Genomic DNA, 15,534 nt, shown 5'->3' with positions numbered 1-15,534 from the left:
AGAATCTCTTAAAATGGGGATTCTTTTTTTCAATATCATTAATGTATATTATTTGATAATAAACTTTTTAGATTCCACTACACCGTTTTCCTCTACATTCATGATATAAGTTCCTTTAGGAAGATTAGAAACATTGATTTCTTTATCAGTTCCTCTGCTAATTACTAGTTTTGCAGAAGAATCATAGATATTTACCTTTTTAGTTTGCTTGCTTGCAGAAGTAACACAAATAATCCCGTTGCTTACAACTGTAGGATAAATGTTGAAATACTCTTTTTTTACACTATTCACAGCAAGAGTCTGATTTCCTGTCAGTTTCACATCATCCACTCGGAAACCAACATTGGAATCTAATGGATTTGTAAATCTTATAGAAAGGTTAGATGTTGCAGGGATTGTTCCTGTCGGTGTAATTACTAACCAGATAGAAGTCCCTGAGCCGGTTGGTCTTGTATAAGTAAGAGGGGTCCAGTCTGTTCCATTAGAACTTACTTCTACTTTTAATTCATTGCTGCTCACATTAGTTCCTTTCTGATGGCCAAAAGAAAGCGTCAAATCCGTATATCCTGTTGTATTGATGCCACTAATGATAAGTGTTTTAGCAGGATTCCCGGAAGATGCTGTAACTGCGCCAATGAACACGCAGCCCTGCCCACTAGCTCCGGTATAGTCTGATGGTGTAGAAGTTCTCACATCTGCTGTTCCAGAATATGCAATAGGAGAACTGTTCTGATAACCAGTATAAGCTGTAAGCAAAGTTGTAGCAGTTGGATTACCAAAGTTCTCAGAATAAATCGTCGTTTGTGCAAAAATGAAAGATGTTACCAATAATGATAAAAATGCATAAATATTTTTCATATAAAATGTTTTAAAGGGTGACAAATATATTATTTAATTTTAAACTGGCAAATTTGATATCATTGGAAATTAATTAATAATGTCTATTTTTAATCCAAATTTTTAATCCCGAACAAAATGCAATTCTCTGGACAGATCCTAAAAATGATTTCCCAAAACGGACAACCGATTCAGTATTATCTCAACCTGAAAAATGATTTGATTAATATGAATCAGCTTTTTGGAAAAGAGTTACATATCAAGCATATAGGTTACCAGTGTATTAATTGCGGAAGTGATGAGAAAATCTACCGAATGGGATTTTGTAAAAAATGTTTTTTTGAAAGTCCTTATGCGAGTGACACGATTATTCGTCCGGAGTTGTCAACTGCACATCTCGGAATTGCAGAACGTGATCTGGAAATTGAAAAAGAAATCCAGTTGGTTCCGCATATTGTTTATCTGGCTTACACTGGTGATGTAAAAGTTGGTGTAACAAGAACTCATCAGATCCCCACACGTTGGATAGATCAAGGCGCGACTTTCGCTTTGCCGATTGCTGTGACAGAAAATCGCTATGAAGCAGGAATGATTGAGGTTGAGCTGAAAAAACATATTGCAGACAAAACCAATCCGAAAAAAATGCTTCAGGATGATTATGAAGATGCTTTGGACTTAATCGATTTTCGAAATAAGATTGCACACTATTTCCCCAATGATTTTAAAAAGTTTGCAGTGACTGAAGACAATGTCGTGAAGCTTGATTTTCCTTATGAGAAACCAGAGAAAATCAATGTTTTCACATTGGATAAAAAACCAGAATTCAATGGGGTTTTGAAAGGTATTAAAGGACAATATCTTTCTTTTGAAGGTGGCGACTTTATCAATGTAAGAGGACACGAAGGCTATGTGATTGAACTCAGTATATAACTTTGGAATGGTTTTTAGTAGTCAAATGATAAATAACATCTATGATAAAAAAACTACTGAAAATTACCGCAATCGTTCTTGGGAGTGTTTTGATTCTCATAGTTTTACTGAATATCGGGTTCAGTCTTTGGCTCAAATATAAATTACCGGATTATCTCAAAACTAAAACGCCTTACGAGATTACTTACCAGTCTCTGAATGTCGAAATACTAACTGGAAGCATTTCTGCCAACCAAATTAAAATCAAAACTAAACAACCGGATAATCTTGAAAGTGTAGTTCTCGATGGGGATTTGGATGGATTGAATATCAGTAGATTAGGTATGATTGGATTTTTGAGAAATAACCAAATCGAGGCTAATTCTATTAAGCTCATCAATCCCAATTTAAAAGTTAGATTATCCAAACCGAAAGCGAAAAAAATTGCAAAAGAAGCTACACCTTTTTTCATAAAAAATATTGAAATAGAGAACGGAAATATTGATATAGAACAATTTAATAATGTTAAATATTTTTCATCAAGAAAGCTGAATCTTAATGTTAAGAATTTAAGCCTTAATGATAACCCTAGCGAATTGCCGTTTGCTTTAGACAGTTACAAAATTACGGCTAATGATTTCTTCTTTTTGCTGAGTCCGGCATATTCCATCAATTCTTCTCAAGTCATTACCAATGATGGAAAATTGACAATCAATGATTTTGAATTAAAACCATTGATGGATTTTAAAAACTGGGAACAGAATTTCAAAACTCAAAAGACGCTTTTCGATATCAAAAGTAAGAGTATTTCTTTCAACGATTTGGTATTTAATAAGACAAAACTAAGTTTCAAAAACGCTCAGGTTACTGACCCGATTTTTATTTTACAAAATCGTGATAACAATGTTGTTAAGTCAAATAAAGAAAAGTCAAACTTTAATATAGATTTTGAAAACTTCGATATTAAAAATGGACAATTTTCTATTCTAAGATCAAACGGAAATAAGTCACTTTCCTTGGCAAAATTCGATGCGAATTTGAAAGAGTTTGTGATAAATGAAGAAACTTCAAAAAACAAAATCCCCTTCACTTACAAAGATTATAAAGTTTCTGGAAATCAGTTTTTTTATGATGCCGGAAAATATTATAACATGAATCTGTCAAGCTTCGAAATATCTTCGCAAAACATTGATTTAAAGAATTTTAAATTAAAACCAAAAGTATCAAGGGCTGAGTTTGTAAGAATGATTCCTATGGAAAATGACCTTTTTGACATTTCCGCCAACAGAATCCAGTTTTTTGGAATTAATTGGAAAATCGAAAATGACAAACCCAATATCAAACTGAAAAATGCAAAGCTGACCAATGTTGACGCCAATATCTTCCGAAGCAAAATCCCGAAAGATAATCCGAAGGAAAAACTGCTTTATTCCAAATTACTGAGAACAATAAAATTTCCTTTAGTGGTTGATAATCTGAATCTTATTCAGTCAAAATTGGTGTACGAAGAAGATACGCCTGATTCACATGGTCCTGGTAAAGTTATTTTCACTCATTTTAATATGGATGTCAAAAACCTCAATTCCAACAAACAAAAAGGAGCCAATACAAAAGTTCCGATTGCTATCAACTGCAGGTTTATGGATGTTTCTCCCATGAAAGTAAATTGGAGTTTCAATACATCTGATATGCATGATAACTTCACTATTGCTGGGAGTATTGATGATCTGCCTGCTGTCGACATCAATCCTTTTATTAAACCTTACCTGAATGTCTCTGCTACAGGAACCATCACGAGTCTTAACTTTGACTTCAAAGGGAATAATGATATTATGAACGGGAAATTCAGGATTGCTCACAAAGATTTGAAAGTGAGCCTTCTTGATAAAAAAACAAGGGAAAAGAAAAAATTCTTATCCGCAGTCGTTAATTTGATTGTTAAAAAAAACTCTGAAAAATTCCCGGAATCTGTGGATGTCCATGTTGAAAGAAACAAAGAAAGGTCTTTCTTTAATCTTTTCTGGAAAGGTATCGAAGATGGTCTAAAAAAGACTTTGATAAGTATCAATGTCGATAAAATGAAAGAAAATGTAGATGATGTGAAGAAGACTGTGAAAGAAACTAATAAAAAAATAAAGGATGCTAAAAATAATATTTCTGGGAAAAAGAAATAACTGTCTAAAGAAAAGGAGCTCGAATTGTAAAATTCGAGCTCCTTTTTTATATTATTCTGATTCTAAAAATCATATTCCTCTTTCTCTTCGGTTGGTAGGGATTTAATAAAATTATCAAATTCTTGACCATCATAATTACTATCCGCACCGTAAGAATCTATAATCATTGCTTTGTTGCCATATACATCTTCTACCAAATATAAAGCGATATTGTCGGCTGGGTCACTTGCTCCTTCAAATCGGTAAGTTCTAATGATTTTCAGGTCCTCTGCGTGGTATGCTTTTTCTGTACCCTGTATGACAAATTGTTTTTTGTCATTCATTATGACTTCATCTGTGATTCCTTTTTCTCTCAGTTTCTCCATAACCTGAGAAAGCGTTAGCATTGGTTTTGGGCTCATAACAATATTTTTTTAGGATTGGTAATCAAAGATAAACAAATCGCGAACCAAAAAAACAAAAGACTTTACAAGTTGTGCAAAGTCTTAAAAAAAATAAAAGTTATGAAAATTAAATTTCCCCTCTCTTCTTCATCAATTAGGAAAATTATTTGTTGACCTTATAACGTTTGTCTGGTGTGCCGTCTTTTTTCAAAGTTTTGGCAGCCTTGTAACGTTTGTCTGGTGTACCGTCCTTTTTTAGTTTAACATCTGGTGTATTTGCTACTTTTGCAGCTTGGGCTTCTACAGATTTTGTTGCTTTCTTTTCTGTTTTTTTAGCCTCTTTTTTTGCAGTAGCCGGTGCTGTTGTTTGAGCAGTTGCAATTCCCACTCCGAAAGTAAGAAGCAAAGCTGTTAATAGATTTTTCATTTTAGTGTCGTTTTGATTGTACAAATTTATATTAAAAATCATTCTAAAATTAAGAATAAAAAACTTTAACCAGAAATTATAACAACTTAAAAACGGCTTAAAAATTAATACGATACGCTATGCCTATGTTTAGCAAAGTGGCTTTGGAATAATATTTCTCGATACCAGGGTTCTGATTTCCTATTTTAGAATTGTAGAAATTAAGTTTGGTAGCAAGGACAATCTGTTGTATGCCGTTGTCATCAATTGTATAGATCGCTTTTGCACCGAGATTCAAGCCGCCATTTCCTTCGGAGAAGTTTCCGGAATTGTCAAGATAAGGGCTTTTCATTCGGTAAGTGCTATAACCTACGATTTCTTCTACAAAAAAATCTTCTGTAATCTTGTCCTGATGGAAAACGTACCAGTCAAAATTATTCATCGATGGTGAACCGAGATATCCGAACAATTCCGGCCTTTTAATATTAGCCAGAAAATAAGTGTACTCAACACCTAATCCGAAATCTTTGTAAAGATTAATGCTTCCTCCGATTCCGAAACCATAAAAATAATCGAAAGTGTCTTTCAGAAAATTGTTTCCAAGTGATGTCATTACCTTCACATGCGGCTCGATGGAATATTTTACGTTTTCTGTCCAATCATATTTTTTTCTTCTCTGAGAAAAAGTTGCAATTGAAATTAACGAAAAAGAAAAGAGTAAAATTTTCTTCATTATTTCAAAGTTATATCATTGAAAATAACGTAAGTTATACCATCAGGAATTTCAATGCTCAAAGAATCGCTTGATATTTTACAACCTTTTGTATCCGTAGAAAAAGACTTGATTTTAAAATCCTTTAATTGAAATTTGTAAGCACCTTTGTCATAAGGTCCGGCCAAAACAAAACTTCCGCTTTCTTTCGGATAAGTTTCTGCAATGATTTTTTTGTCTTTTACAAGATGAATGGGATTCTCCAGAAACTTAGCATCCGAATAAGTGATCTTTCCTTCCACATAAGCACGGAAAATAGACGCATCGTCCTCCTTACAGTGTAAAAGAAGAAAAAGCACACAAAAAATGGCTTGTATTTTGAAATTAAATTTCAAATGTTCATAGTTTAAGATTGTAAAATTAAAACTAATTTTTTTGAAAAATAGTATCTTTGTCAGATAATTAACGGTTCCGAAATTTTCTCGGAATCGCTTTTTGCGTTTATACCTATATTAATGGAATTAAAAAAAATCAATCAGAATCTTTTGCCGGACTTGCTTCAGAAACAATTCGGGAACGAGGTTTTTTCACAAATATCAAAACATCAGCATATTTCGGTCAAAGGAAGTGCCGGTTCTGCGGTTTCAATTCTGACTTCGGAACTGTTCCTGACTCAGAACAATACCATTCTTTATTTGGTTGATGACAAAGAAGATGCGCTTTACATCAATGCAGAAATGGAAGATTTGCTGGGAAAAGACAACATTCTTTATTTTCCTGCCACGCATCTGGAGCCTTATCAAATCGAGAAAACTCAGAACGCCAATCTCGTTCTGAGAACTGAAGTTATCAATAAGCTGAACTCCGGGAAATCACCAAAAGTGATTGTCGCTTTCATTGGTGCGTTATCTGAAAAAGTTCTGAAGAAAGAAGATTTCAAAGCGATTTCTCATCAGATAAAAGTGGGTGACCAATTGGATTTTGATTTTGTGGATGAACTGCTGAATCATTATCAATTTAACCAAACCGATTTTGTTTCCGAACCTGGAGAATTCTCTGTCCGAGGCGGGATTGTGGATGTTTTCTCTTTTTCTAATGAGAAGCCTTTCCGAATCACATTTTTTGGAAACGAGGTTGAAAGTATTAAAACTTTTGATATCGAAACGCAGCTTTCTTTGGACAAGATTGATGAATTTCAGTTGGTTTCCAATATGAATTTTTCGGTTTCCGGAACCAAGGTTTCCTTGTTTGAATTATTGCCTGATGACAGTTTTGTCGTTTCAAAGAACCTTTATCTTTCCACCAAAAGAATCAGGGATTTTTATGAAAAAGCTTTAGAGAAATTCGAAACACTGAGTAAAGATATCAAACACAGAAGTCCTGATGAATTATTCATCTCCGAGCCTGAATTTCAGAATAAATTAATCAAATTCAAAACCATAGATTTCAGTTCTCAAACGTTCAAACTCCCGAACTCTCATACGCTCGAACTCAACCAGACACAACAACCAAGTTTCCATAAAAATTTCGAATTACTGATTCAGGATTTGGAAGGAAAACAAGGTCAGGGTTTTGATACTTGGATTTCATTTTCGTCGGAGAAGCAAAAGGAAAGATTACAATCGATTTTTGAAGAACTGGAGCACGAGATTCCGTTCAAAAGTTTCAAATCCGAACTGCACGAAGGTTTTGTGGATTCTGACAACAAAATTCTGATTTATACAGACCATCAGATTTTTGACCGTTATCAAAGATATCAATCCAAGAACACATTTGCGAAGTCGGAGCAACTGACACTTAAAGATTTAATGTCTTTGAAAGTCGGCGATTACATTGCGCACATCGACCACGGCATTGGAAAATTTATGGGTTTGGTTAAGGTCAATAATGATGGGAAAATTCAGGAATGTTTTAAGTTGAGTTACAAAAATGGTGATTTGTTGTACGTCAGTATCCATTCACTTCATAAAATTTCCAAATACAACGGACCAGATGGAAGAGAAATTGTCCTCAGTAAACTCGGTTCGCCAGCCTGGAAATCATTAAAACAAAAAACAAAAGCGAAAGTTAAACAGATTGCTTTTGATTTGATAAAACTCTATGCAGAAAGAAAAACGGCAAAAGGCTTCCAATATTCGCCGGATTCTTACCTTCAAAATGAATTAGAGGCGAGTTTCCTTTACGAAGATACGCCAGACCAGGAAAAAGCAACGCTGGACGTGAAACAAGATATGGAAGCGGAAGGTGTGATGGACCGGTTGATTTGCGGTGACGTTGGTTTTGGAAAAACGGAAGTGGCGATTCGTGCAGCGTTCAAAGCGGCGACTGACGGAAAACAGGTTGCGATTCTGGTTCCGACAACGATTCTGGCCTTCCAACATTACAGAAGTTTCAAAGAGCGTTTGAAAGATTTTCCGGTTAATATTTCTTATATGAACCGATTCCGGACAGCCAAACAGAAATCGGAAACCAAAGAAGGTCTTAAAAACGGTAAAATCGACATTGTTATCGGGACGCATCAGTTGGTTGGTAAAGATATCAAGTTCAAGGATTTAGGTTTATTGATTATTGATGAGGAACATAAATTTGGTGTTTCTGTCAAAGACAAATTGAAAACGCTAAAAAGCGATGTGGATACCCTGACTTTGACGGCGACACCTATTCCGAGAACTTTGCAATTTTCATTAATGGCTGCGAGGGATTTATCCGTGATTAAAACACCACCGCCAAACCGTCAGCCTGTTGATACAAGCATTGTTGGCTTTAACGAAGAAATTATCCGCGATGCTGTTTCCTACGAATTGCAGCGCGACGGACAGGTTTATTTCATCAATAACAGAATCGAAAATCTAAAAGATATTGCAGGATTAATCCAAAGATTGGTTCCTGATGCAAGAGTCATTACTGGTCACGGACAAATGGACGGAAAACAAATGGAAACCAACATTCTCGATTTTATGGAAGGAAAATATGATGTTCTGGTTTCCACAACCATTATAGAATCAGGTGTTGACGTTCCGAATGCCAATACGATTTTCATTAATGATGCACAGCGATTCGGGATGGCCGATCTGCACCAGATGCGTGGAAGAGTGGGGCGAAGCAACCGCAAAGCATTTTGTTACCTGATAACGCCACCGTTCGATATGATGACTTCTGATGCGAGAAAACGTCTGGAAGCAATCGAACAATTCTCGGATTTGGGAAGTGGTTTCCAGATTGCGATGAAGGATTTGGAAATCCGTGGTGCAGGTGATTTGTTGGGCGGTGAACAGAGTGGATTCATCAACGAAATGGGATTTGAGACTTATCAAAAAATGATGCAGGAAGCTTTGGAAGAGTTGAAAGATGATGAGAATTTTGAAAATCTTTTTGAAAATGAAGAAGACCGGAATAAACTTTTCAAATCGACCAAAGAAGTTAATATCGATACCGATTTGGAATTAATGCTGCCGGACGATTATGTGAGTTCTACGGAAGAACGTCTGTCGCTTTATCAGAAATTGGCTGATATTCAGAATGCTAAAGAGTTGCAACAATTTGAAAATGAGTTGAAAGACCGTTTTGGAGATTTGCCTGCTGAAGCGGTTAATCTTCTGAAATCTGTTGAACTGAAATGGCTGGCTGCTGAAATCGGATTTGATAAGCTGGTGGTTAAAAACAAAGTTTTCTTGGGTTATTTCCCTGCGAATCCTCAGGATAAATTTTACCAAAGCGAGAAATTCAAAAAAATCATTGCTTATCTCACACAAAACCCTGCAGAAGCCACGTTAAAAGAGAAGAACAACCAGTTGATGATGCGAAAAGATAATGTGACGAACGTGGATGAGGTGAATCTGGTTTTGAATCGGATTTTGGCTTAAAATTGATTATATTTGATTAATAAAATTTTAGAAATGAATACTGATTTACAGATACAAAATAAAAAATTGGAGCTAATTCAATGGTTATCTACAATTGAAGATTTGAGTTTTCTTGAAAAGATTTCAGATTTGATTTCTCGTGAAAGGAAAAAAGACTGGGCAGATGAAATGTCTGATGCCGAAAAACAGTCCATCGAAAAAGGAATAGCTCAGGCGAACGAAGGAAAGTTAAATCCCCATTCGAAAGCAAGGGAAATCTATGGAAAAAGGCTTTGAAATTCTATGGACTGATTTAGCTCTGGAAGAACTTGCCCAGACTGTTGAATATTTGGAACAAGAATTTACTGAAAAGGAAATTGAGAGTTTGGGAAACGAAATTGAAAGAATCCTATCAATTATCACTCACAGCCCTACTATTTTTCCATTTTCTGATAAATATAAAATACGAAAAGTAATTATTTTGAAACTCAACACTTTATATTACAGGATTACAGATGATAGAGTTGAGATTATTTCATTCTTTTCCAATAGACAAAATCCTGAAAATAGAAACATATAACTTCTTTGAAATTTAGATTTTAATGACTGTTTTTCCCTTCCATCTAATAGAAAAGAAATTTATTCTATTAATCTTCACAATATCTACTTGCTTTTGGAATGCTCAAATCTTAAAGTACCATTATGACAAAGAAATGATTTTCCTAAGTGAAGTGGACAGTCTGAGTGGAACTTCGGTAAGATTTAATTCTAAAGATAAGTCGATTCCGGTTTATTCCGTTGAGTTCAATTCTGGGAAAAAATCTATCAGAAATACCGTTAAATTCTATTATTCTTACAGGAAAAATATTTATAGAATGGATGGACTTCTGTACAACGAAAAGTATGTTTCGGGTAATGGTTTCCGGACTTACAGTGCAGAATCTCCAATCCGGTATTTCAAAAAAGCTTCCGATACTTTGTATGAATACAGGTCTTTTCGAGATTTGGAAAAAAGAATCGCCGCAGACAAGGATGGAACCAAAATCGAGCTGTTTGTTGCGAATCTTAAAGATAATATCGATTATTCAGAACCTGCATTGTTTTATCTTTCTGAGCATTATGGGATTTCGCCAGGTTTGGGAAAAGGAGAAGTTGTAGTTTATGCGAACTATATTTTTAATAATAATTATAGTTCCGGTGATTTTGTGGAATTGAAGGATATCAATGAGGATATCCTTTTCAATAAAGAACAAATCGAATCTCTGATCGATGACAGATACAAGGACTTTATGAAGAAAACAGAGTCCGTCAAAAAGCCGGCATATTGTTCCGTAACGTCTTTCGGAAATAATGTGGATGAGAAAACCAGAGAGTCTTTAAATGAATTTCTATCACAAATGTGTGAGTATTTTGACTTATCACATCAGCAGGAAAGTAACGAAGAATTCAAGACATATTACGATTCGGAAATCAAAAGAAGAGTAGAGATCTATAAACGAAACGGTAATCTTAGTGAAAAACAATTAAAGGTTTTTGCCGATGAGTTGAATCAAATTAAAACTCTGAATTCTCAAGAAAAATTCGATTAGGAATTAAGTTCTTTGATATTATTTTAAAAAATTAACTTTGCAAACAGAAAAAGAAATAATGAAAAACATATTTTATTATATTACAATTGCCTTCGGAATCATTGCCTTATCTTCGTGCGACCCAAGTCAGGACTCAAATGGGGATTTTTTGAACGGTGTAGATTACACCAACGGAAGCTCTTCCGGAGGTTCAAATAATTCGACTGTTAAAAACATCAGGAAAGTTACAACCGTAGATATGGATGGTGAAAAAATTGTGGCTACCTATAATTATTCTGGAACTAAGCTGACCAGTGTGACATCTAGTGATAATTCTTTTTCCTATAATCTGACCTACACAGGAGATAATATTACTAAAATTATCTACAAATCTGTAGATGAGATGGGCAAAGAGATTACAAATACTCAAAACTTAACTTATACAGGCGGGAAATTGACAAAGTCAGAAGGTAATTCTATTTCTGGCGGAGCTGTAATTTATGTATCATCAACGACTTATACATATAATTCGGACAAAATCAAAAGTATTATTACAAAAATAAAAGATGATACCAATACAGAAGACCTGTATAATCTTCAAACAGATTATACATTCTCCGGAAATAATGTTTCAGCTTACAAATATACCTTGAAAACAGTTATTTCAGGTCCTGTTACTATTACACCCGTTGTATTTGACATATCTTTTAGTGGTTATGACACTAAGAAAAATCCTCTGGGAAATCTACCAACAGCTTTCAAATTGGTAAGCTCACATTTTGACGTAACCAACAATATTGTCTATAGTTTCTCAGCCAATAATTATAAAACGTCCAAAATTACGACAAACGTAGAATCGCTAACATCAAATATGAGCTATGTCTATGATGCGGATGCCTATCCAACGATTGGAACTTCTGCGTATGGAACTGTTGCTTTTGAATATGTAAAATAATTTTTCCAAATGAAATATCTAATTGTCGGAATCGGCAACAAAGGGGAAGAATATGCGGAAACCCGACATAATATCGGTTTCAAGGTTGCCGAGAAAATCGCTGAAAAGATAGAAGCTCCTTTCAGATCTTCCAACTTCGGACTTTTGGCCGAAGGGAAATATAAAGGCCGAAAGGTCTTTGTTTTAAAACCAGACACTTATGTGAACCTTTCCGGAAATGCGGTCAAATTCTGGATGCAGAAAGAAAACATTCCGTTAGAAAACATTTTGATCATAACCGACGACCTAGCTTTGCCCTTTGGCTCATTAAGGATGAAAATGAAGGGTTCTGATGCAGGTCATAATGGATTGAAAAGTATCCAGGCACAATTGAATACCCCAAATTATACAAGATTAAGATTTGGGATTTCTGCCGATTTCTCCGAAGGAAAACAGGCGGATTATGTTCTTGGGAAATGGAATGAAGAAGAGAATGCAAAGTTGCCGGAAAGAATAGAAAAGTTCTCTCAAGCAGCGTTGTCTTTTGTTTTTGCCGGTGTCCAGAATACAATGACCGGATTTAACGGAAAGTAATATTAATTAAAATCTGTTCTCCAAGATCTTGACAGAAGACTATCCATTGAAGTATTTTGATCCATCAGGTATCCCTAAAATTTCTTTTGCTTTAGATAATTCCATTCCTTTTTTATTTTGGTAAATCCTAAACACTTTCCGTTGGCTTCCTATTTCTTTTCGATAACTGCCTGATGGCTTCCGATGATTAGTTGTCACCTTCCGAAGATCTCTTGAAAGATTCCTAAATGTTCATGATGCATTCCGAAGACTCCGTGCGTGAGTCCGAAGACTCTTTGACGACATCCCGACCCCTATGGAATGGGAAAAATATACTTTTAATATATTTAATATTTTCAAAGAGGTTTTATCAATGCCTAATAGTTGGTCAGATAATAAAAATAAGTAAGCCGGATAATAAATTACCCGGCCTACCACCCTAATTGTATGAAGAAAAAATGTTTTCCTATAACCAATTTACAACGCCTGTCTCAACGTCGTAATTTGCGCCAACGATTTTAATCTGACCTTCGTCTTCCAGTCTTTTCAAAGTGGAGCTTTGTTTACGAATGTCTTCTATGGCGTGCTTTACATTGTGATGGTTCAGCCTTTCCAGAAGGTCTTCGTTTTTAGAAGAACGCTCTTCGCCATCTTTGATGATATTTTTGATGATCGGTTCAAAATGTCCGATCAAATGATTCAAGTTGTCCATTCCCAATCCTTCAATCGCTGCTGCGTCTAGACCACCTTTCAATGCACCACATTTGGAGTGCCCCAAAACGACAACTAATTTGGAGCCTGCTACGTTGCAACCAAACTCCATAGAGCCAAGAATATCCTGATTCACAAAGTTTCCAGCAATCCTTACGCTGAAGATGTCACCAAGACCTTGGTCAAAGATCAGTTCAGCAGAAGTACGGCTGTCGATACAGCTTAATATTACTGCAAATGGCCATTGTCCAGCACGTGTTGCGTTGACTTGCTCCAAAAGGTCTCTATTTGCCTTCAGATTGCTTACGAACCTCTGGTTTCCTTCTTTCAATATCTCTAATGCTTTCTCTGGTGTAATGGTTGCTTGTGTTTCGGATGTATGTGCTTTCATATTTTTTTAAATTTAAATGTGTGTGTTTTTAATTGTTAATAATTAAAACTGATAATTTACATGGCTCTTTTATGTGTCACCACCACATGAGAATCCTGATCGCTCGCATAGTCCCTATACGAAGTTTTGAATCCTACTAATTCGACATCGATGTCTTCTTCCTTTGCCCTTACGTTGGCAAAATCCTGGATCATCTCCAGTACATCTGTTGTTATATAAGAAGTCGTTTTTGCGTCTATAATTACTTTCGATCCCGACTTGACATTTTTTAAAGTTTTCTTAATTGCTGCTTTATTCAGAAAAGAAACTTCCTCAGCCAATTTTATCGTGATCTCGTCAGCATCGTTCAATGTTTCTCTGCTGAGGTAATAAGCCCGTTTCATATTTCCCTGTAAAATATAGACAATGGAGATCAATAATCCGATTCCGACACCTTTCAATAGATCGGTCGCTACAACAGCAACAACAGTTGCTACAAAAGGGATGAACTGGTATTTTCCGTTGTGCCAAAAGTGTTTGAAAGTTGCAGGCTTCGCTAATTTATATCCTACCAAGATCAAAACTGCAGCTAGTGTTGCCAACGGAATCAAATTCAATATAACAGGGATCGTCAGTACACATATCAGCAACAAAACACCATGGATAATGGCCGATACTTTTGACGTTGCACCAGCATTGGCGTTGGCCGAGCTTCTCACGACTACGGATGTCATTGGCAATCCACCGATAAATGAGCTTATAAGATTTCCTATTCCCTGTGCTTTCAGTTCCAGATTGGTATCGGTAATCCTTCTTCTCACGTCTAATCTGTCAGACGCTTCTATACAAAGTAAAGTCTCTATGGATGCAACAATTGCAATGGTTGCTCCAGTGATCCACACCTTCGGATTGGTAAAACCTGTAAAATCCGGGAATGTCACTAAGTTTTTAAACTCATCCAATGTCGTAGGAGTGGGAAGCGTTACCAGATGTTGTGAAGAAATAGCTAAAGAACTTCCTGTAAACTTGAAAAATTCATTGATCAAAATCCCTGCTATTACCGCAACTAAGGCACCAGGTAATAATTTTAGCCTTTTAAGGTTTGGGACATGGTCCCAAGCCAATAATATCCCCATAGATATCAAGGTTACAATGATCGCTCCAGGATGGATGGCTCCCAATAATTCGGTAAAAAAGTTCATATTGAATCCATTATCGAAAAGAGATTCATGCCCTTCATAATCTTTATCGAATCCAACAGCATGGGATACCTGTTTTAAGATTATTATAATACCAATCCCGGCCAGCATTCCCTCTATCACATTGTTTGGGAAATAATTGGAAATACTTCCTGCCCGGATGAATCCCAATATCAACTGAATGATCCCTGCGACTATACCGGCACAAAGGAATAATTCAAAAGCACCAATGTCGGTTATGGCAACCAAAACGATAGCTGTAAGACCGGCTGCGGGTCCAGAAACAGATATATTTGAGTTGCTAATAGATCCGACCACGATACCTCCTACGATACCGGCTATGATTCCGGATAATGGGGGAGCTCCTGATGCCAAAGCAATTCCAAGGCATAGGGGCAAAGCTACGAGGAATACCACTAATCCGGATGGGAAATTTTCTTTGATTCCTCCAAACAAAGATTTTGATTTTTGCATAATAAAATAGCAGAAGTCATTGATAATGGATATCAATTACTCTTTAAAAATGTTGATTAACTTAATACGAATTTGGTTGCTGAACATTCAAGAACAGCACAGAAGAATAGCGTTTATCAAAAAACGATCATGGTATTAAGCTTCCGGAGGTGGAGAGAATATGCTGAGAGATGGAGGGAAATACAGTGTAGATTCCCAGCTCACAGCAATTTTATTATGAGTGTCTGCTTCATAAAACTTTAGGAAATCGTGGATGTCCATCGTTTTAGGAATTGTTTTTTCGTAGATGACAATCGTATTATTGGAATGAGAATGTTCTTCCTCGCTGATCACAACATTGGTCCTCGGCAATTCCCAACCAAAAACTGCAGCAATTCCCGGAAGAGCTGTAAAGTTTAGAAAAACCATTAATGTTATGATACTCAAATACTTCATATAATTT

Annotated in this window: 16 protein-coding genes; 8 read left to right on the top strand and 8 right to left on the bottom strand. The window is 35.7% G+C overall.

The annotated features are described in order from the left end of the window. Window positions 1-48: 48 nt before the first annotated feature. Complete coding sequence (locus RTX21_RS10875) at window positions 49-858, bottom strand: T9SS type A sorting domain-containing protein (protein WP_312767611.1); 810 nt, start codon at window positions 856-858, stop codon at window positions 49-51. A gap of 117 nt (window positions 859-975) precedes the next feature. On the opposite strand from RTX21_RS10875, the gene RTX21_RS10870 reads away from it, so the two are divergent. Together RTX21_RS10870 and RTX21_RS10865 are read left to right on the top strand one after the other, a co-directional pair. Next, window positions 976-1,767 carry a DUF2797 domain-containing protein gene (locus RTX21_RS10870; RefSeq protein ID WP_312767610.1) on the top strand — a complete coding sequence of 264 codons (792 nt, stop codon included), beginning with the start codon at window positions 976-978 and terminating at the stop codon, window positions 1,765-1,767. Between the two features lie 41 nt (window positions 1,768-1,808). Next, entirely contained in the window at window positions 1,809-3,920 is a 2,112-nt protein-coding gene (locus RTX21_RS10865; protein WP_312767609.1) for a hypothetical protein, read from the top strand. A gap of 62 nt (window positions 3,921-3,982) precedes the next feature. Here the strand turns inward: RTX21_RS10865 and RTX21_RS10860 are convergent, their stop codons facing one another. The 4 genes from RTX21_RS10860 to RTX21_RS10845 all read right to left on the bottom strand — a co-directional run bounded on the left by RTX21_RS10860 (window position 3,983) and on the right by RTX21_RS10845 (window position 5,780). Further along, on the bottom strand, window positions 3,983-4,321 hold the full coding sequence (locus tag RTX21_RS10860; protein ID WP_312767608.1) for a hypothetical protein: 339 nt from the start codon (window positions 4,319-4,321) through the stop codon (window positions 3,983-3,985). Between the two features lie 145 nt (window positions 4,322-4,466). Next, on the bottom strand, window positions 4,467-4,730 hold the full coding sequence (locus tag RTX21_RS10855) for a hypothetical protein (protein WP_312767607.1): 264 nt from the start codon (window positions 4,728-4,730) through the stop codon (window positions 4,467-4,469). Between the two features lie 97 nt (window positions 4,731-4,827). After that, a complete protein-coding gene (locus RTX21_RS10850) occupies window positions 4,828-5,442 on the bottom strand; it encodes a hypothetical protein (RefSeq protein ID WP_312767605.1) in 615 nt (204 codons plus the stop codon). Next, the gene (locus tag RTX21_RS10845) at window positions 5,442-5,780 is read right to left on the bottom strand and encodes a hypothetical protein (RefSeq protein WP_312767604.1); all 339 of its coding nucleotides are present in this window, start codon (window positions 5,778-5,780) and stop codon (window positions 5,442-5,444) included. The genes RTX21_RS10850 and RTX21_RS10845 overlap by 1 nt, the downstream gene beginning before the upstream one ends. A gap of 156 nt (window positions 5,781-5,936) precedes the next feature. Between RTX21_RS10845 and mfd the strand changes: the two genes are divergently transcribed. From mfd to pth, 6 genes are all read left to right on the top strand, one after another. After that, window positions 5,937-9,284, top strand: coding sequence for a transcription-repair coupling factor (mfd, locus tag RTX21_RS10840; RefSeq protein WP_312767603.1), 3,348 nt, complete (start codon window positions 5,937-5,939; stop codon window positions 9,282-9,284). Between the two features lie 33 nt (window positions 9,285-9,317). Beyond that, entirely contained in the window at window positions 9,318-9,560 is a 243-nt protein-coding gene (locus RTX21_RS10835) for a hypothetical protein (protein ID WP_312767602.1), read from the top strand. After that, a complete protein-coding gene (locus tag RTX21_RS10830) occupies window positions 9,544-9,843 on the top strand; it encodes a type II toxin-antitoxin system RelE/ParE family toxin (protein WP_312767601.1) in 300 nt (99 codons plus the stop codon). The genes RTX21_RS10835 and RTX21_RS10830 overlap by 17 nt, the downstream gene beginning before the upstream one ends. A 133-nt stretch (window positions 9,844-9,976) precedes the next feature. Continuing rightward, on the top strand, window positions 9,977-10,852 hold the full coding sequence (locus RTX21_RS10825) for a hypothetical protein (RefSeq protein ID WP_312767599.1): 876 nt from the start codon (window positions 9,977-9,979) through the stop codon (window positions 10,850-10,852). 58 nt (window positions 10,853-10,910) lie between these two features. Continuing rightward, on the top strand, window positions 10,911-11,786 hold the full coding sequence (locus RTX21_RS10820; protein WP_312767596.1) for a hypothetical protein: 876 nt from the start codon (window positions 10,911-10,913) through the stop codon (window positions 11,784-11,786). Window positions 11,787-11,795: 9 nt separating this feature from the next. After that, window positions 11,796-12,359 (top strand): aminoacyl-tRNA hydrolase, encoded by a 564-nt coding sequence (gene pth / locus RTX21_RS10815; RefSeq protein ID WP_312767593.1) that lies wholly within the window; start codon window positions 11,796-11,798, stop codon window positions 12,357-12,359. Between the two features lie 445 nt (window positions 12,360-12,804). Here pth and RTX21_RS10810 read toward each other — a convergent pair whose 3' ends face one another. From RTX21_RS10810 to RTX21_RS10800, 3 genes are all read right to left on the bottom strand, one after another. Then, entirely contained in the window at window positions 12,805-13,440 is a 636-nt protein-coding gene (locus tag RTX21_RS10810) for a carbonic anhydrase family protein (protein WP_312767592.1), read from the bottom strand. A 56-nt stretch (window positions 13,441-13,496) separates the two neighbouring features. Beyond that, window positions 13,497-15,092: a SulP family inorganic anion transporter gene (locus tag RTX21_RS10805; protein WP_312767591.1), complete on the bottom strand. Its 1,596-nt coding sequence runs from the start codon at window positions 15,090-15,092 to the stop codon at window positions 13,497-13,499. A gap of 135 nt (window positions 15,093-15,227) precedes the next feature. Then, the gene (locus tag RTX21_RS10800; RefSeq protein WP_312767590.1) at window positions 15,228-15,527 is read right to left on the bottom strand and encodes a hypothetical protein; all 300 of its coding nucleotides are present in this window, start codon (window positions 15,525-15,527) and stop codon (window positions 15,228-15,230) included. Window positions 15,528-15,534 lie beyond the last annotated feature (7 nt).

The organism is Epilithonimonas sp. (assembly GCF_032054305.1).
Classification (GTDB): Bacteria; Bacteroidota; Bacteroidia; order Flavobacteriales; family Weeksellaceae; genus Epilithonimonas.
The sequence above is the reverse complement of the archived record's forward strand: the minus strand, read 5'-3'. Positions and strand labels throughout refer to the sequence as shown.